Origin of the sequence: Streptomyces sp. NPDC056948 (assembly GCF_042674225.1) — a bacterium.
In the GTDB taxonomy this organism is placed as follows: Bacteria; Actinomycetota; Actinomycetes; order Streptomycetales; family Streptomycetaceae; genus Streptomyces; species Streptomyces purpurascens.
Window position 1 is genome coordinate 16382 of sequence record NZ_JBHUQX010000016.1, and the last position, 18173, is coordinate 34554.

At 72.2% G+C, this 18173-nt stretch carries 10 protein-coding genes; 1 reads left to right on the forward strand and 9 read right to left on the reverse strand.

Annotation, left to right across the window (positions count from 1 at the left end; all coding sequences use genetic code 11):
* Window positions 1-97: 97 nt before the first annotated feature.
* The 5 genes from ACFTZL_RS03815 to ACFTZL_RS03835 form a co-directional block, all read right to left on the reverse strand.
* A complete protein-coding gene (locus tag ACFTZL_RS03815; RefSeq protein WP_382577863.1) occupies window positions 98-865 on the reverse strand; it encodes a carbonic anhydrase in 768 nt (255 codons plus the stop codon).
* A 156-nt stretch (window positions 866-1021) separates the two neighbouring features.
* Window positions 1022-1513 (reverse strand): pyridoxamine 5'-phosphate oxidase family protein, encoded by a 492-nt coding sequence (locus tag ACFTZL_RS03820; RefSeq protein WP_382577865.1) that lies wholly within the window; start codon window positions 1511-1513, stop codon window positions 1022-1024.
* A gap of 62 nt (window positions 1514-1575) precedes the next feature.
* Window positions 1576-2757 carry an exo-alpha-sialidase gene (locus tag ACFTZL_RS03825; protein ID WP_382577868.1) on the reverse strand — a complete coding sequence of 394 codons (1182 nt, stop codon included), beginning with the start codon at window positions 2755-2757 and terminating at the stop codon, window positions 1576-1578.
* Window positions 2754-3545 (reverse strand): HpcH/HpaI aldolase/citrate lyase family protein, encoded by a 792-nt coding sequence (locus ACFTZL_RS03830; protein ID WP_382577871.1) that lies wholly within the window; start codon window positions 3543-3545, stop codon window positions 2754-2756. The genes ACFTZL_RS03825 and ACFTZL_RS03830 overlap by 4 nt, the downstream gene beginning before the upstream one ends.
* 32 nt (window positions 3546-3577) lie before the next feature.
* Complete coding sequence (locus ACFTZL_RS03835; RefSeq protein ID WP_382577874.1) at window positions 3578-4558, reverse strand: aldo/keto reductase; 981 nt, start codon at window positions 4556-4558, stop codon at window positions 3578-3580.
* A gap of 346 nt (window positions 4559-4904) precedes the next feature.
* Here ACFTZL_RS03835 and ACFTZL_RS03840 point away from each other — a divergent pair, with 346 nt between their 5' ends.
* Window positions 4905-5801: an endonuclease/exonuclease/phosphatase family protein gene (locus ACFTZL_RS03840; protein ID WP_382577877.1), complete on the forward strand. Its 897-nt coding sequence runs from the start codon at window positions 4905-4907 to the stop codon at window positions 5799-5801.
* Window positions 5802-5809: 8 nt separating this feature from the next.
* On the opposite strand, the gene ACFTZL_RS03845 is transcribed toward ACFTZL_RS03840, so the two are convergent.
* The 4 genes from ACFTZL_RS03845 to ACFTZL_RS03860 all read right to left on the reverse strand — a co-directional run bounded on the left by ACFTZL_RS03845 (window position 5810) and on the right by ACFTZL_RS03860 (window position 18123).
* Window positions 5810-6922, reverse strand: a complete 1113-nt coding sequence (locus tag ACFTZL_RS03845; RefSeq protein ID WP_382577880.1) for an ABC transporter substrate-binding protein — start codon at window positions 6920-6922, stop codon at window positions 5810-5812.
* Window positions 6923-6959: 37 nt separating this feature from the next.
* A complete protein-coding gene (locus ACFTZL_RS03850) occupies window positions 6960-8471 on the reverse strand; it encodes an aromatic amino acid ammonia-lyase (RefSeq protein WP_382577914.1) in 1512 nt (503 codons plus the stop codon).
* 113 nt (window positions 8472-8584) lie between these two features.
* Window positions 8585-10078 (reverse strand): tryptophan 7-halogenase, encoded by a 1494-nt coding sequence (locus tag ACFTZL_RS03855; protein WP_382577883.1) that lies wholly within the window; start codon window positions 10076-10078, stop codon window positions 8585-8587.
* Window positions 10075-18123, reverse strand: a complete 8049-nt coding sequence (locus ACFTZL_RS03860; protein ID WP_382577885.1) for an SDR family NAD(P)-dependent oxidoreductase — start codon at window positions 18121-18123, stop codon at window positions 10075-10077. Before ACFTZL_RS03860 ends, ACFTZL_RS03855 begins: the two co-directional genes overlap by 4 nt.
* Between the last annotated feature and the right edge of the window lie 50 nt (window positions 18124-18173).

An 18173-nucleotide genomic window follows, 5' to 3' on the forward strand; every position in this document is an offset into this window, starting at 1 on the left:
GTGCGACCAGGCACGACGGCGGCCTCCATGAGCGCCGCAAGTATAACGTGACCGGGCGTAGAACGTTTTTCTCCGCCCGGTCTCCGTCGTCTCCGGATCAGGCGGAGGGCGCGCCGGTGAGGACGTCCACCCGGCCGGTGTCGAGCGAGTAGTAGGCGCTGACGACGGCCAGGTCGCCCTTCTTCACCATCGGGGCGAGGTCCTTGTTGGAACGCAGGTCGGCGGCGGTCTGCTTGATCTGGATGCGGGTCATGGCGTCGACCGGGTCGGCGTGCTTGCCCTTGGCTGTCTCCTCGTACGCCGGCTCGAGGGCGTCGGCGATCGACTGCAGGTTGCCGGGCAGTTGCTTGCCGTCGCGCAGCGCCTCGTACGCCGCCTTGACGGCACCGCAGCGCTGGTGGCCGAGGACCACGATGAGCGGGGTGCCGGACGTCATCGGCCCGTACTCCACGGAACCGACGACGACCGGTCCCACGACCTGTCCGCCCGTGCGCATCACGAAGAGGTCGCCGAGCCCGGTGTCGAAGAGCAGCTCCGGCGGCACCCGGGAGTCGATGCACGACAGGATCACGCCGTAGGGCTTCTGCTCCTCGGCGACGAACTGGCGCCGCTTCGGGTCGCGGTCGGGGTGCTGGAGGCTGCCGTCCACCCAGCGCTTGTTGCCGTCCATCAGCCGCGCGAACGCCGACCGGGGCGAGTCCGGTCGCGCGGCGGCGACGGGAGAGGGGGACGTGCTCGCGCCCGCGGCCGTCCCCTTGGTCGTGGAGTCCGTCTTCGACGAACAGGCGGTGAGCAGAGCCGCGGTGGTGGCAGCCAGCCCACCGGTGAGTATGGCCCTGCGCTGTGGTGTTCCGGCGGTACCCATGGAGCCGTCCCCTGTGATCGCCGCTCCCCTGGTGGGAGCCGGTGATGCCACTGTTGCGGGCGGCCGGTTAGCGCCCGTACAGCGCTGATGCAGCGCAGGGGAAGCCCTGATCCAAAACGCGGGGAGTGAGAGCTTCGGACGCGGGGTGACCCTCGGTCACAGGCGGACTGTCGTCCGGTGCTCGTAGTCCAGCCCGTGTTCGGCGCAGCGCCCCTCCTCGCGGGGGCAGATCATCGAGTATTCGCTGACCCGGGCCCGGTACACCCGCCACGGCGCGGGCGGACACACCTCCTCCTGGGCGAAGGAGCGGCCGCCGCGTCCGGCGGGGCCGGGAATCACCCGCAGGCCCTCCACGGCCTCCTCGCCCTGGAGTTCCTCCGCCGTGGCCTTCAGATACAGGGCGAGGGGGCCGGCTGTGCCCACCGGGGCCCGGGAGTCGTGGAGGACGATGCCGATCCGGGGCTCGTGGGCGATGTTGCGGGAGTGCGTGACCTCGGGGGACGAGACCCAGTACAGGTCTCGTCCGTCCCCGGTGGAGTAGAAGACGGGTGACGCCCAGGGGGCACCGTCCGCGCCGACGGTGGCCAGCACCATGTACAGGTTCCGCTCGATGATCGCGCGTGCGGCGCCGCGGGTGTCCTCGCTCATGCGTTCCCCCATTTTCCGGCAGTTTCGGTCGGATGGAGGTCACTCTAGAAGCGCGTGCCGGGTCAGGCAGGGAACTCCCGCTTCAGCCAGTCGCCGTCCAGACGGATGTGTTTGATGGTGCGCCGGTGGTGGGTGTAGGCGATGTGGAGGGTGCCGTCCGGTGTCTGGGCGAGGGAGGGGTAGGACAGCTCGCGGTTGAGGCCATCGCGGGAGTTGTTGGTCAGGCAGTGGCCGTCGCCGGTTTCGAGGTCGTGACGCAGCGGCCATGTGCGTCCGTCGTCCGGGGAAAGGGCCAGGGAGAGCGGGGCGCGGGGGGCGCCCCAGAACGCGTCGCCCGTGGGGGCGGCGGTTGCCGAAGGTGTCCCTGCCACTCCCCCGTCGTCGATCTCGTCGTACAGCGAGACCCTGCGGGCGACGGCATCGGCCGCGCTGCTGTGGTTGTAGACCAGGGCGAGCCTGCCGTCGGCCAGCACGGTGTACTGGATCGAGGAGTTGTTGTTCGGCAGGTCCAGGGGGTGCGGTTCGGTCCAGGTCTCGCCGCCGTCGGACGACACGCTGCCGTGTACGGCGTCCGCGCGACGGCTGCGGAAGAGGGCCAGGAGTGAACCGTCGGGCAGTGGGCGGATGTTCATGTGGACGAGGCCGGTGCTGCCCGGGACGGGGCGTTCGCGCCAGGTGCCTCCGCCGTCGTCGCTGATCATGACGGAGCTGGTGTCACGGTCGCCCGACCAGGAGGTGCCGGGAGTGGCGACACAGCGGAAGACGGGGAGCAACAGCCTTTCACTGGACGGCACTTGGACGACCGGTTGGCGTACGAACACGCCGCCCTGCTCGGTCGCCGGGAACAGGACGCGGGCCGGGCCCCAGGTGGCGCCCTCGTCGTGGCTGACGCGCAGCCGGACCTCGGCCGTGTCCTGATGGCCGGCGCGCTGCGCGGTGTGCAGGAGCCAGAGCTCACCCGAGGGAGCGGGGAACAGGAGCGGGTTCTGCTCGGAGCGGGTGTCGTCGGCGGAGAGCCGCACGGGGAGGGACCAGGTGTCGGCGCCCTGGGCGAGGCGGGAGAACCACACCGAGATGTCGGCGACGCCTTCCTGGGTGCCCCCGAACCAGACACAGCCCAGATCGCCGCCGGGCAGGACGGTGAGGTTGGCGGCGTGGTTCTGCACGGCGGGGGCGGCCAGGTGGGTCTCGGTGCGGCCCGGCTGGTCGGGGTGGGGGCGCAGAGTGCCGTCGGAGGTGGTCATCGGGCCTCGCCCGCCTGACGTGCGGCGGTCAGATGGCCGGCGGCCGCCTGTTCCAGGTGGATGAGGTCGCAGGACACGGTGGCGAAGGTGTAGCCCTGGGCGAGGCGTTTGGCCGCGTTTGTGCCGTCGGGGTTGTGGATGCCGGCGGCGATGCCTGCTGCTTCGGCGGCTTTGCTGATGCGGGTCAGTGCTTGGTCGAACTCCTGCTGTACGGAGGGGTCGGTGGAGGTGGCGCCGCCGAGTGCGAGGCGGAGGTCGGAGGGGCCGACGTAGATGCCGTCGAGGCCGTCGGTGTTGCAGATGGCTTCGACGTTGGCGAGGCCGTCGGCGGTTTCGATCATGGCGAGGACGGCGGTCTGGGCGTGGGCATCGGCCGGGTTGGGTCCGATGCGGAGCTGGGCGCGCATGGGTCCGTAGGAGCGGCGGCCGAGTGGGGGGTAGCGGACGGCTGCGACGGCGTCGGCGGCGTCCTGCGGGTTGTCGATCAGGGGGACGATGACGGCGGTGGCGCCGGCGTCGAGGGCTTTGCCGATGTAGGTGGGGTCGTTGGCTTCGACGCGCACGATGCCGACGGCGGTGCTGTCTTTGGTGTCGGTGGCCAGGAGGTTGTTGAGCATGCCCTGGTAGCCGAAGAGTCCGTGCTGGGCGTCGAAGGCGAGGTAGTCGTAGCCGAGGCGGGCCAGGCGCTCGGCGGCGATGGGTGAGTCGAGCAGGGACCAGTAGCCGATGAGCTGCTCGCGGGCGCGCAGGGCGGTGGTGAACTCGGCTGGGGTGCGGCCGGTTGCCATGAGGAGGGTCTCCCTAGCTGGTGGGGGTGTGGTCAGCGGTTGTAGGCGGGCATCGGGCCGCGCAGACGGGCGCCGACCTCGTCACAGGCGGCCAGCACCTCGGCGGGCAGCGGACCGTCGCCAGCGGTGGCGATGTTGGCGAGCAGCTGCTCGACCTTGGAGCCGCCCAGGAGCAGTGCGTCGGTGGAGGGGCGCTCCAGCAGCCAGCGCAGGGCCAGAGCGGTCAGCGGCAGGCCCGCGTCGGAGGCGATACGGGTGAGGTCGGTGACGGCACGGAACAGGTCCTCGTTCCAGTACCGCTGCCTGTACATCGCGGCCAGCCTGGAATCACCGAAACGGCCGCTGTCCGGGGCCTGTTCGAAGGTGTGGCGGCCGGTGAGCAGGCCGCCGCCGAGCGGGTTGTAGACCATGGTGCGCAGGCCGCTGACGGCCGCGTACTCGACGTACTCCTCCTCGACACGCCGCGCGAGGAGGTTGTGCAGCTGCTGGGCGATCACCGGGCGCGGGGCGCCCACCTCGTCGGCCGTGCGGGCGAGTTCGCAGATCTGCCAGGCCGCGTAATTGGAGACGCCGAGAGCGAGCACTTTGCCCTCGGCGACGAACTCGGCGACGGTCGCCAGGGTTTCGGCCAGCGGCGTCGCACGGTCCGGCTGATGCAGATAGAACAGATCCACGTGATCGGTCCCCAGCCGCTTCAAACTGCCGTCCAGCGCGGCGCGCAGTCCGGCCGGCGACAGGGGCGCGTGATCGCCCTGGTCGGGATGCGCGATACCCGCCTTGGTGGCCAGCACGATCCGCTCCCGGCGCCCCGGAAGCAGCTCCCCCAGCAACCGCTCACTCTCACCACCCGCGTAACCGTTCGCGGTATCCACGCCCGTGATACCCGCATCAAGCGCAGCGTCCAGCATCGACGCGGCCGTCGAGCGGTCCACGGTGTCGCCGAAGGTCATGGTGCCGAGCACCAGCCGCGAGAGCGGGACGGGGACGTGCGGGAGCTGGATGCCGACAGTCACGGCGTTTCCTTCCGGGGCGGGTGGTGCGAGCGGGGCCGGGACGGGGCATGGGCGGGTGCTGCCTCGTGACGCGTGGCTGTCGGACGCCGGATGTGCGTCTGAAGTGCGCCTGGTGCGCGGAATGCGCAGGTGGCGTCGCCGTCCCGGGGTGACAGGCGTCGACGCCGGGGAAACGCTCGCACGGCTGCGCGAATCGCGCAAGGGTTCTCGCGCGCTTCGCGCACCACGGCCGCGTCGGCTGCGGCCTGCCAGGAGGCGCGTGCGCGCAGCCCGAGGGGGAGGGGTGAGGCGCCTGCTGAAGGATCAGAAGCACGTGTCGCTCACAGCCCCGTCCCATAACCTCTGCATGGAGACGTCGGATGCCGCATGTATCCGCATGGAGGAGGCGATGGTGCTCGTAAGGGGTACACGGTTGCTCGCGGGCGCCGTGGTCGCGGCATGCATGGTGCTGGTCGGACCCAGTGCACCCAGCGGTGCCCTCTTCGGCAGGTCCGTGCCCGTCGATGCCGTCAGGGATGTCGTACCGAACCGGGTCATGACGTGGAACATCTGTAACCCCTGCGATGCGAGCAACGTCGGCCGGGCGGCGGAGATCGCCACGTACGCGCCTCAGGTCGTCGGCATGCAAGAAGCGTGCGTGCGCGACGTCGAGAGGATCCGGGAGTATCTGAAGAGCCTTCACGGGCTGGAGTACCACGTCGAGTACGGGACGGTGCTTCAGGATTGGGGCCGCTGCGGGGGAGCGCCGTGGAATCCGGGGGCCTTCGGCCAGGCGGTCCTCTCCGCGGCACCGATGACGGACACCGTCGAGGTGGAGTACCCCGACGGAGGATCCGAGGACCGTGGGTACATGGCCGTCACCACCATGGTGGGCGGCCAGCCCGTCCGGGTCTTCAACACCCACCTCGCCCAACGACGTCAGGAAGCAGTCCGAGCGGACCAGGCCCGCGTGCTCGCCGCGGACGTCGCCCGGCACGACCGCGCGATCGTTCTCGGCGACTTCAACGCCGTGCCCGACGCTCCTGAACTCGCCCCGATCTGGGCACTGGCCGCGGATACGGATCCCGGTTGCCGTCCCTCGTCCGCCGGCACCTGCAAGCCGACCACCGACTGGCGCAGCAAGTTCGACTATGTCTTCCTGCGAGGCATCGCCGCGCTCAAGCACCGAGTGCACACCACCCCGTACTCAGACCACGACCTGCTGCACACCGACGTGGATCCGACCTTCAGCGAGGGCCCCTGACCAGTCCCTCAGCCGGTGTGAAGGATCCGAAAGCGATCGGGTTCCGCTGGATCTCGATCGACGACCTGGATGGGTGGCCCGGCCCATTGCCAGACGCTGATGCCCGGCGTGCGGGTGAACCGGATCCGCCCGCGGGTGCCTTCGACCGCGACACGCGGCCAGGATTCGGCGATGCGCCGCGGGTCCGTGCCGTGCGAACGCAATACGTCGGCGAGGACGGCGATCGTGTCGTAGCCCTCGAAGGCGACGAAGGAGGGCGCTTCGGCCAGCCGCTCGCGGAGGGTCGTCCCGACTCGTTGGCCGAGAGGGCTGAGGCGCTCGGGCAGGTAACGCAGGAACGGGATCCCGGCGCCGTCGTCGCCCAGCGACTCCGCCCATTCGGCGAACTCCGGTTGTCCGGCTGGAGCACCGATCAGAATCTCGGCGAGGCGCCGGTCGCGTCGGACGGACCGGACGATCGGCACGGCCGGCTCCGGGTGGCCGACCAGCAGGAGGAGGGCTGTCGCGCGATGGTCGACGAGTGCGTCGCTCACGGCCGTGGGGGTGAGGGCGCTCATGTCGAGTTCGATGACGGTGCCGCCGCGTGGAGCGAGACAGTCCCGCAGTATGCGGGTCCCGGATGCCCAGTAGACACTCGGCTGGGTCGCCACGGCAATACGGGTGTGGCCCGCGCCGAGGAGGAAGTCCGCGTAGACCTGCCAGCCGTGGGACTGCGGCGGGGAGAGGCGCGCGACCCATTCCGTCGGCTGTTCGGTGAGCACGTCGAGAACCGCCGACGAGCAGAGGAACGGCAGGCCGACGGCGTCGGCCCTGGTGGCAGCGGCGCGAGCGACGACGCTGTGATACTCGCCTGCCACGGCCGCCACGCCCAGGCCGGCCAATTCGGCTACGGCCGCGGCGGCCTTCTGCGGATCGGCGGCGGTGTCCCGGACCGCCAGTTCGAGTGGTCTCCCGGCGATCCCGCCGGCGTCATTGACCTCGGATACGGCCAACTCGAGTCCGGTGAGCAGGTGTCGGCCCGCCTCCGCCCAGCCAGGACGAGTCAGCGGAACGAGCGCACCGATCCGGACGGGTGATCCGTCAGGTCGCTCCGCTGCGGGTGGCGACGGTGGCGTGCTCATGCGTGGGCATCTCCCATGTCTCGGCCGCAGAAAACCCTCACGCGCCCTTCCTCCAGATGTCCGTGAACCGGTCGAGCAGTGCGGCCGCCGCCGTCACATCGTCCGTGAGCGGCCGGTCGGCATGGTTCTCGTCGAGCACCGATCCGGCGAGTTCCAGCGCGTGGGTCACCGGAAGCCCCGGCTCGGGCCTCAGGCCGCGCTGGCGCAATGCCCGTACGGCGGCGACGAGTTCACAGCCGACGACGAGACGGTACGCGCCGCAGGCGCGCAGTGTCTGACGTGCGGCCAGGGAGGCGAAGCTGGCCTGTTCCTCGACGCCGCGTGAGAGTACGGCGTGGCCGAGCGACGCGGGCGCGGAGAACGCCCGCAGATCACCGAGTGCGGCCCCGGCGGCGTACTCCAGGATCATCACGCCGGACGAGGCGGGCTCCTGGTCGGAGAGGAAGGGGCGCAGACGGGTGTAGGTGGGCTCGTTCAGGGTCGCGAGGCGGGAGGTCGACAGGCGGGCCACCTGCGCCAGTGAAAGCCTGAAGTGGTCCAGAGCGAGGGCGAGTTGGGCCTGGTAGAAGCCGCCGTGGTGGTAGGCGGCCATGTCCTCGGGAAAGATGAGCGGGTTCTCGGCGGCCGCGTTGATCTCGACGGCGACGACCTCTTCCAGGGCGTCCGCCGCGTCGTGGGCCGGGCCGTGGATCTGGGGCAGACAGCGGAAGCCGTACGGGTCCTGGAGACGGTCCAGCGGCGGCGTCGGACGATCGGCCGCGCCGATCAACTCTCGCATACGGCGGGCGACTTCGGAGCATCCGCGGTGCGGCCGGGCGGCGTGTACGGGGGCGGCGTAGGCCTCGTGCGAGCCGTCCGTGGCCAGCAGTGACAGCGCGGCGACGACCTGCGTGGCCTCCAGCAGCCCGCGCAGTTCGTGCAGGGCGAGAGCCGACTGGCCGAGGGTGAGGGCGTTGCTGCTGATGAAGGCCAGCGCGTCGTTGTTGTCGAGCGGCAGAGGCTCCGGCGGGGTGCCCCCGCGCCAGGGATGCTCCCCTGCCAGGGCCAGCCCCGCCTGCGCCAGGGCCGCGATGTCGCCGGTGCCGACGGAGCCGAACTCGTTGACGACCGGGTACGCCCCGCTCTCCAGCGCCTCGCACAGCGCCGTCACGACGGTGGGCCGCAGCCCCGCGCCTCCGGCCAGCAGTTGGTTGGCCCGTACGGCGAGCATCGCGCGTACCTGACGGGCGGGGAGCTCCTCACCGATGGCGCCGGCGTGGCTGCGCAGGAGCCGCAGACCGTGTGCGGCGTCCGCGCCGGTGGGTACGTCCTCGTTCCGTTTGGCGCCGACGCCGGTGGAGCGGCCGTAGACACGGCCGGTCGCGGCGATCTGCCGGGCGGCGTTCCAGGACTCCTCCATGCGCCGCATCGCCTTGCTCAGGGGTGTCGGCCGCGCGGTCCCGCGGGCGAGCCGCGCGACGTCCGCCACACCGAGACCGGTGCCGTCGAGAGCGACGAGAGCCGAGCCGTGGTCGACACCCCTGGGAGTGTCCACAATCTGAGACGAGATCAAACCCGAGCACCCCTCGATCCAGACAGTTGGCCGCTATTCACGCACCAAGAACTCTGCATGAGGCTATACATTCGGGCAAGGGGTATCTCACGGCGGTGACCACGTGATTCCTACGGCGCGGGGTCGACCCAGGACAGCCCGTCCTCCGACGCCACCAGACCGCCCGGCAGCAGCGGCGTCTCGTCCTCCAGCGGGCCGCCGAACAGCCCGCGTTCCTGCAGCACGGTCCCTTCCTGGAACACCTGCCGGAAGGTCTCGGACTCGTAGAGCGGATTGCGCAGGTCGTCGGCGTCGGGAAGGCGGCGCACGGCTCGCTCGAAGTCGTCGGCGACCGCGGTCAGCCGTTCGCCCGCAGGTCCGGCCCCGGTCAGCGACGCGTCGCCGGACGCCAGACCGCCCACCAGCTCGACGAACGCCTCCAGTTCCGTCGTGCCGATATGGGTGACCTTGCGCGCCTTCCAGAAGTACGACCGTTCGTCCTGGTGCATGTCGTAGAAGGAGACCAGGAACTCGTGGAACAGGCTGTACTCGTGCCGGTAGCGGGCCTCGAACTCGGCGAACAGCCGGTCTTCGTCCAGGGTTCCGGCTAGGCAGCCGTTGATGGACCGGGCGGCGAGCAGTCCGCCGTAGGTCGCGAGATGGACCCCGCTGGACAGCACCGGGTCGACGAAGCACGCCGCGTCTCCGACGAGCGCCATGCCGGGCCGCCACAGCTCTGCCTTCCAGTACGACCAGTCCTTGCGGACGCGGACCTGGTCGTAGGGCGCCTCCGTGGCCTGCGGGACGCCGTCGAGGAGGTCGCGTATCTCCGGGCAGGCGTCGATCAGCCGGCGCCAGGCGGTCGCCGGGTCCCCCTGGACGGCCTCGGCGTTCTCGCGGGCGACCACGGCTCCGACGCTGGTGAGGTCGTCCCGGAGCGGGATGTACCAGATCCAGCCCTCGTCGAAGGCGGCGCAGAAGATGTTGCCGTCGTTCGGTGCCGGGAGCCGCGCGCCGCCGGCGAAGTAGCCGAACACGGCGATGTTGCGGAAGAAGTCGGAGTAGATCCGCTTTCCGCCGACGTGCGGGTGGATCCTGCTGCCGTTGCCGGAGGCGTCCACGACGTACCGGGCGGCGGCCTCGCGGATCTCGCCGTCGGGGCCGGTCCAGCGCACCCCGCGGACCCGCTCCTCGTCGGCGAGTACGCCGGTCACACGGCAGCCCTCCCGTACGTCGACCCCGACCCGGCGGGCGTTGTCCAGGAGGATCGCGTCGAAGCGGGACCGCTCGACCTGGTAGGCGAACGAGGTCGGGTCGGCCAGCCGGGGCGACAGCGCGAAGGAGAACTGCCAGGGGTCCCGGTTGCGGCCCCAGCGGAATGTGCCGCCGCGCTTCGGCTTGAAGCCCGCCCGTGCCATCTCGTCCTCGACACCGAGGATCCGGCACACGCCGTGCACGGTGGAGGGGAGCAGGGACTCGCCGATCTGGTACCGCGGGAAGGTCTCCTTCTCGACGAGGAGGACACGATGGCCGTGCAGGGCGACGGCCGCAGAGACGGTCGACCCGGCCGGGCCGCCACCGACCACGATGACGTCGAAGTCCTGCGGGGGATGGGCCGGACTCACTGGTCTCCCTTCGTCGTGCGCGCCTCGATCCAGGTGCGGATCGCCGACGCGGTGGTCTCCGCGTGTTCCCGCATCATCGTCAGATGGTCTCCGGGGACGTCCGCGACCTCGTGTGCCGCGGGCCAGGACGTCCGCCAGTGGTCCGCGTCGGCGGAGGCCGCCATGGCGGGTGTGGGCCGCAGCGCGCGCACCAGGAGCGTGGGCGTGGCGACCGGCTCGGGGTCCCAGTCGAGGAAGATCCGGTTGTAGGCACCGACCGCCGCCAGGGCGCTGTCGTCGTCCCCGGTGAAGAGGGGCCGTCCGTTGTCCTGCGGCGGTGGGGCGCCCAGGGACAGCAGCCAGTCCTTGCCGCTGTTGTCCGGCGTGATGTGGTAGGTGTCCAGCAGCACCAGACCGGTCGGTGCCCGGCCCATGCTCTCCAGCCGGTGGGCCACCAGATGCGCCACATTGCCGCCCGCCGACCGTCCTACGACCACGAAGGGCCCGTCCCCGACGTGCCGCAGCACGTTCTCGGCCTGCGTACGCGCCAGCGCGGCACGGTCCTCCGGTACGGCGGCACCGGCGCCGATCCCGGGATGCGGGAACTCCAGAACGCCCAGGTCCCCCTGGAACGCGCGGTGGAAGCGAGGGAAGTCCCCGCCGTCCGACGCGAGCGAGGGATGGTAGGCCGGGAAGTAGACGACCGTCGGCCTTCCGGAGCCGGAGCTGCCGTGCGAGCGGCGGATCGGGGGCAGCGCGTGCTCGCGACCCTGGGCGGCCGGGAAGGTGGGCAGCGCCCAGGACGCGGTGACGAGCAGGTGCATCGCCGCCACCGGTTGGCCGGCGGCACTGACCGTCCGGAACAGGGAGGAGAGGGTGTACGCCTGTCGCTCGGCCCCCGCGGACCCGACCGCCTCCGTGGCCTCCGTGACCTCGGGGGCCGCAGCGGCGGCCGGTTCGCCGTCCAGCAGGCCGAGCAGATGGCGTGCCAGTTCGTCGGCCGTACGGTGCTCGAACACCACCGCGGCCGACAGCCGGAGCTTCAGCGCGATGCTGAGCCGGTTGCGGATCTGCACGGCGGTGAGCGAGTCGAACCCCAGGTCGGCGAGGGTCTTGCCGGCCGGGAGCGCGTCGGCGTGCGGATATCCGAGCACCGCGGCCACGTCGGCCCGCAGCAGCTTCACGAGGGCCGCCTCCCGTTCACCGGGAGGTACGGGGGCCAGCCGCTTCCGCCAGGCTCCCGGCTCCAGCATCTGCCCGGAGGACCCGGAGGACCCGGAGGACCCGGAAGACCCGGCGGAACCGGAGGGCGTCCCCGCGACGGTCGGCCGATTCTGGCGGACGAGCCCGCGCAACGGCGGTGGCAGGTGCCCCGCATCGGACCGCAGCGCTGCCCGGTCCAGCAGGATCGGCGCCAGGACCGGCTCCGTGGAACGCAGCGCGGCGTCGAACAGGGCCAAGCCCTGCTGTGTCGACAGCGGCACGAGCACGTCAGGTGCCTGTGTGCGCCGTGTGCGCTGTGGGTGCTGGGAGGGCTGCCCCGCCGCCATGCCGTCCGCGTGCTCCCACGGGCCCCACGCCAGCGACACCGCGGGAAGCCCCTCGGCGGCGCGGCGCTGGACGAGGGCATCGAGGAACGAGTTCGCTGCCGCGTAGTTGCCCTGGCCCGCCCGGCCCAGCAGACCGGAGACCGAGGAGAACACGACGAACGCCGAAAGTTCCATGTCCCGGGTCAGTTCGTGCAGATGCCAGGCCGCGTCGGCCTTCGGCCCCAGCACGGCCGCCATCCGCTCGGGCGTCAGCGAGTCCAGCACACCGTCGTCGAGCACCCCGGCGGCATGCACCACGGCGGTCAACGGCGGCTCGCAGCGCTTGACCACCTCGCCCAGGGCGGCACGGTCGGCCGCGTCGCAGGCGACGACGGCGACCCGCGCTCCCAACTCCTCCAGCTCGCGGCGTAGTTCCGGGGCCCCGGGTGCCTGCGGCCCACGGCGTCCGGTCAGCAGCAGATGCCGTACGCCGTGCTCGGCGACCAGGTGACGTGCCAGCTCCGCGCCCAGCGCGCCGGTGCCTCCGGTGATCAGCACCGTGCCGTTCGCGTCGAAGGGAGCCTTGGCGCCTGAGGCATCACCGGCCGCGGTCAGTCGCGGGACCGTCACCTGCCCCTCCCGCACTCGCAGTTGCGCCTCACCCGTGGCGATCGCCGACGGCAGCAGCCGCAGCGACTCGGGCCGGCCGTCCACATCCACCAGGACCACACGGCCGGGCAGCTCCGACTGCGCCGCACGCACCAGCCCCCAGACCGCCGCACCCGCCAGGTCCGGCACCGGCCCGGTGGCATCCCGCGTCACGACCACCAGCCGTGAGCCCGCCGTGCCCGGATCGCCCTGCCAGTCCTGGAGCGCCTTGAGTACGCGGCCGGTCAGCTCGTGTACGGCGGAGAGCGGATCGGGGCCGGTGGCACGGGCGATCGCGGTGACGGCGACGACTTCGGGGTTCACGGCGCCGGGCAGGAACTCGGCGAGGTTCAGCTCGTCCGGCCCGCGTACCACCCAGGCGCGCTCATCGGCGTCGCCGGAGACATCGAGGGCGGCCCACTCGGGGCGCAGCAGAGCCCTCCGTACGATGTCGTCTGCCATGTCGGCCCGGTCGGCCGGGAGTTCCCTGGTGGCCAGCGAGTCCACGCGTGCCACGAGTCGGCCCGACGGGTCCGCCAGGGTCAGCGAGACCGTGTCCGGGCTCGTCGGCGTCACCCTGACCCGCAACTCCGTGGCTCCCGAGGCGTGCAGGCTCACGCCGCTCCAGGCGAACGGCACCCGGACCGTGCTGGTGTCCGCGGGCGTGGCCAGCAGTGGCGCGTGCAACGCGGCGTCGAACAGCGCCGGGTGGAGTCCGAAGCGGCCCGCTTCCGAGGTGTGCGAGGCGGGCAGCCCCACCTCCGCGAAGACGTCGTCGCCGCGCCGCCAGAGCGCGCCGACCCCCTGGAAGGCAGGCCCGTAGGCGAGCCCGGCGTCGGCGAGGGTGGCGTACGCGCCGGTCAGGTCCACCGCCTCGGCGCCCTGGGGCGGCCACTGGGTCAGCTCGTCCTGCGCGGCGCGGCCTCGGCCAAGCCGGCCCGTGACATTCCTGGTCCATGAGGCGTCCTCGGCGGACTCCTCCGGCCGGGAGTAGACGTCGACCGTCCGCCGGCCCGAGTCGTCCCGCGCACCCACCACGACCTGGACCCGTACCCCCGCGGAACCGGGCAGGTCGAGCGGCGCCAGCAGCACCAGTTCATCGACCGCGCCGCAGCCCACCTCGTCTCCCGCCCGCACGGCCATCTCCACGAACACCGTCGCCGGCACGATGACCCTCCCGGTGACGACATGATCCGCGAGCCACGGGTGGGTCGCGAGGGACAACAGCCCGGTCAGCACCGTCCGCTCGGTGTCCGGCACCGGGAACGCCGGGCCCAGCAGGGCTCCGCCGTCGGCCGCTGCCGGGCCTGGCGCGTCCAGCCAGTACCGCTGCCTCTGGAAGGCGTACGTCGGCAGATCCACGCGGCGCGCGCCGGACCCCGCGTACACCGTCGTCCAGTCGACAGGGGCCCCGGCCACATGCAGCCGTGTCACGGCCGACAGCAGCGTCTCCGGCTCGTACGCACCGCTTCGTGTCGCCACGGCGAGAACGGAGCCGGTCGTGAGCGCGTCGGGCAGACAGTCGGTGGCCGCCGTGGTGAGGACGGGCCCGGGCCCGAGTTCCAGGTAGGCGGAGATCCCGTCGTCAGCGAGCCGGCGCACGGCGTCGGCGAAGCGCACGGGCAGCCGGGCGTGCCGCACCCAGTACTCGGGCGAGCACAGTTCCGCGGGCTCGGCGGCCCGGCCCGTCACGGTGGAGACGATCGAGATGCGCGGCGGCCGGAAGGTCAACTCCCCGGCCACGCCCAGGAACTCGTCGAGCATCGGCTCGACCAGGGGCGAGTGGAAGGCGTGACTCACCCGCAGCCGTACGGCCCTGCGGCCACGTGCCTCGAAGCCGGCCGCGACGGCGAGCACCGCGTCCCGCGCGCCCGAGATCACCACGGAGCGGGGCCCGTTGACGGATGCGACGGCCGCCTGCGGCCCGAACTCCGTGAGCGCGGTGATGACTTCCTCCTCGGTCCCGTCCAGCGCCACCATCGCGCCGCCGTCGGGCAGTGCCTGCATCAGGCGGCCGCGAGCGGCGACGAGCGTCGCGGCATCGGGCAGATCGAGTACGCCCGCGACATGCGCGGCCGCCAGCTCGCCGACGGAGTGGCCCACCAGGCGGTCGGCTCGCACACCCCACGACTCGAGCAGTCGGAACAGCGCCACCTCGAAGGCGAACAGCCCGGCCTGGGTGAAGTCCGTACGGTCCACCAGAGCCGCTTCCGGTGAGCCCGGCTCGGCGGACAGCACCGCGCTGAGCGGCTGGGGGAGACGGCCGTCCAGGTGCCGGCAGACCTCGTCGAAGGCCTCGGCGAACACGGGGAAGGCGGCGCGCAGTTCGGCACCCATCCGGGGGCGCTGGGCGCCTTGCCCGGTGAACAGGAAGGCCGTACGGATCTCCGGGTCCGCCAGCCCTCGTACGACTCCCGGTGCCTCCCGGCCCTGCGCGAACGCGCTCAGCGCGTCCAGCGTCCGGGCCCGGTCACCGGCCGGCACGAGCGCGCGATGGGGGAGGGCGGAGCGCGACACCGCCAGCGAGTGGGCGACGTCGGCGGGCGACAGGCCGGGCCGGTTCGCCACTTCGGCCGCGAGCCGGCGGGCCTGGGTGCGCAGGGCGGGTTCGTCGGCGGCCGAGAGCAACCATGGAACGGCGGCGGAGAGCAGCCACGGCACGGGCGGCACCGCCACCGTCTCGGGGGAGGCCTCCGTCGTGTTCCTCTCCGGCGCCTCCTCCAGAATCACATGCGCGTTGGTCCCGCCGATCCCGAAGGCCGACACCCCCGCACGCCGTGGCCGGTCCGAGGCCGGCCAGGGCCGGGCGTCGGTCAGCAGCTCCACGCGGCCGGAGGACCAGTCGACATGAGGTGAGGGCGCGTCGGCATGCAGGGTCCGGGGCAGTTCGCCGTGCCGTAGGGCCTGCACCATCTTGATGACGCCGGCGACTCCGGCCGCCGCCTGCGTGTGCCCGAGGTTGGACTTGACCGAGCCGAGCCACAGTGGCTGCTCGCGGTCCTGTCCGTACGTGGCCAGCAGGGCCCCCGCCTCGATGGGGTCGCCCAGCCTGGTGCCGGTGCCGTGGGCCTCCACCGCGTCCACGTCAGCAGCGCGCAGCCCCGCGTCCGCCAGCGCCCGTGCGATCAGCCGCCGCTGAGCCGGACCGTGGGGCGCGGCGAGCCCGTTGGACGCGCCGTCGGAGTTCACCGCGGAGCCGCGGAGTACGGCCAGGACCGGATGGCCGTTGCGCCGCGCGTCGGACCACCGCTCCAGCAGGACGAGGCCCACGCCCTCGCCCCAGGCCGTACCGTCGGCCGCCGCCGAGAACGACCTGCAGTGCCCGTCCGGCGACAGCCCGCGCTGCCGGCTGAAGGCGAGGAACGGCTTGGGCGTCGCCATCACCGTGACCCCGCCGGCCAGCGCCAGCGAGCACTCGCCCGAGCGCAGCGCCCGCGCCGCCCAGTGCAGCGCCACCAGCGAGGACGAGCACGCGGTGTCGACCGTGATCGCGGGACCGCGCAGACCGTAGACGTACGAGATCCGCCCCGAGGCCACGCTGCCCGCCGAGCCCAGCCCCAGGTGCGCCTCCAGTTCGTGGGAGCGGCCGAAGCGGGCGGAGTAGTCGCCGTACATCACACCCACGAACACGCCGGTGTCGCTCTCACGCACCGAGGCCGGATCGATTCCGGCGCGCTCCCACACCTCCCAGGACGTCTCCAGGAGCAGCCGCTGCTGCGGATCCATCGCGAGCGCCTCGCGCGGCGAGATCCCGAACAGCCCGGCGTCGAACTCCGCCGCCCGGTGCAGGAATCCGCCGTGTCGCGTGTACGACGTGCCGATCCGGTCGGGATCGGGGTCGTACAGGGCGTCCAGGTCCCAGCCGCGGTCGGTCGGGAACGCCGAGATGGCGTCCCGGCCCTGCGTCACCAACTCCCACAGATCCTCCGGGGAGTCGACGTCACCGGGATACCGGCAGCCCATGGCGACGATCACGACGGGATCGTCGTCGGGGGACCGGTCCTGTGCACGGGGCGCACGTGGGTGGTCGTCAGGCTCGCCCTCGAACAGCGCCACGCGCAGGTACCGGGCCACCTCGATTGGTGTCGGGTGGTCGAAGACGAGCGTCGACGGCAGGCTCAGGCCGGTCAGCTCGCCGAGCCGGTCCACCAGCTCGACGACGCCGACGGACGTCATACCGAGATCGGCGAAAGGGCTGTCCGCGTCGGGCAGATCGCCGGGCGTGTGCCGGCAGACCTCGGCCGTTTCGGTGAGCACCGCTTCGCGGAGCGCGCGCTCCCAGTCGTCGGGCGAGAGGGACAGGAGCCGCTCGCGCAGGGCGGTAGGGGCGGTGCCGACCGTGGCCGGAGCCGGGACGGCCAGCGCGTGCCGGGCGATCTTGCCGGACGCGGTGCGCGGGACGGCGGCGATCTCGTGGATCTCGGCCGGCACCTTGTAGTCGGCCAGCCGGGTGCGGCACTCGGCAAGCACCTGCCGTGTGTCGATCCCGTCCGGACCCGGGACGACGAAGGCGACCGGCACCTCGCCGAGCACGTCGTGCGGCGCACCCACGACGACGGCCTCGGACACGCCCGGACACTGCGCGAGGGCCTGCTCGATCTCCGTCGGGTGGATGTTCTCGCCGCCGCGGATGATCAACTCGCTGACCCGGCCGGTGAGCCGGAGATGACCGTGCTCGACGCGGCGGCCGAGGTCGCCGGTGCGGTACCAGCCGTCCCGCAGCGCGGCGGCCGTCGCCTCGGGCTGCCCGTGGTACCCGGTCATCAGGCTCGGCCCGCGCACCCAGACCTCGCCCTCGGCCCCGTCCGGGACGTCCTCGCCGCCGCGCGGGTCGACGAGGCGTACGTCCATGCCCGGGACGGGCACCCCGCAGGAACCGTCGACTCCGGGCCCGTCGGGACGGTTCACCGCGATCATGCCGCAGGTCTCGGTACTGCCGTACGCGTCGAGCAGCGGCGCCCCGAGCGTCTCCTCCACGGCCGCGCGCAGAACGGGACCGCTCGGCGCACCGGCCACGACGCACATCCGCAGCGCCTGCGGGAGTTCGCCCGCCGAGTCGACCAGTCGGTGATACGTCGTCGGCACGCCGGCCAGCATGGTGAAGGGACCGCCGAGCCCCTCGTGCGCCGTGAGCAGCTCCTGCCGCAGCCCGCCCGGCGGGAGCAGCTCACCGGCGATCCGGGCGCTCGCGCCCACAGCGGTCACGCCCAGGATCGCCAGCGAGTGGCTGAAGCTGTGGAACAGCGGAAGCGGCCAGAGCAGCCGGTCGTCGGGCGAGAGGCCGAAGATCGGGGCGTAGCAGGCGGCCACGGACCACAACGCGGCCCGCTGCGTGGACAGCACGCCCTTGGGCCGGTGCGTGGTGCCGGAGGTGTAGAGCATCCAGGCCGGATCGTCGAGCCCGAGCAGGTCGATCTCCGCGGACGCGCCGCTCTCGACCGCGCTCAGGAACAGCGCGGCGCCGTCCGGGACCGGGCCGGTCCCGGTGACCAGGACGACCAGGCGGTCGTACGGCGGCCCCAGGCGTCGCAGTTGTGCGAGATGCGCGGCGTCGGTGATGACGAACTCGGCACCGCTGTCCTGGAGGAAGTGGGCCAGCTCGGCGTCGGAGGACCGCGGATTGAGCGGCACGCCGACCATCCCCGCCCGCAGCACGGCGAGGCAACTCTCCACCATCTCCACGCAGTTGCCGAGGCAGATCGCGACGCGGTCGCCGCCGCGCAGTGCTGTCCGGGTCGTCAGGTACGAGGCCAGCGAGCGGGTGCGTCGCTCCAGTTCCGCGTAGGTGACACTGCGCGAGGAGTCGGAGTAGGCGACCCGCCGCGGGGCCACCTCGGCGTGCTGCCGCAACAGCTCCGGCACCGGCCGGATCAGCTTGTCACGCCCCATGTCTCCGCCTCCCAAGTCCTGTGCGGTGCAACGATGTTGACCTTACGGGA

Coding starts and splice junctions, on each gene's coding strand:
- ACFTZL_RS03815 (WP_382577863.1), bottom strand. CDS start 865: ATGGGTACCGCCGGAACACCACAGCGCAGGGCCATACTCACCGGTGGG.
- ACFTZL_RS03820 (WP_382577865.1), bottom strand. CDS start 1,513: ATGAGCGAGGACACCCGCGGCGCCGCACGCGCGATCATCGAGCGGAAC.
- ACFTZL_RS03825 (WP_382577868.1), bottom strand. CDS start 2,757: ATGACCACCTCCGACGGCACTCTGCGCCCCCACCCCGACCAGCCGGGC.
- ACFTZL_RS03830 (WP_382577871.1), bottom strand. CDS start 3,545: ATGGCAACCGGCCGCACCCCAGCCGAGTTCACCACCGCCCTGCGCGCC.
- ACFTZL_RS03840 (WP_382577877.1), top strand. CDS start 4,905: ATGGAGACGTCGGATGCCGCATGTATCCGCATGGAGGAGGCGATGGTG.
- ACFTZL_RS03845 (WP_382577880.1), bottom strand. CDS start 6,922: ATGAGCACGCCACCGTCGCCACCCGCAGCGGAGCGACCTGACGGATCA.
- ACFTZL_RS03860 (WP_382577885.1), bottom strand. CDS start 18,123: ATGGGGCGTGACAAGCTGATCCGGCCGGTGCCGGAGCTGTTGCGGCAG.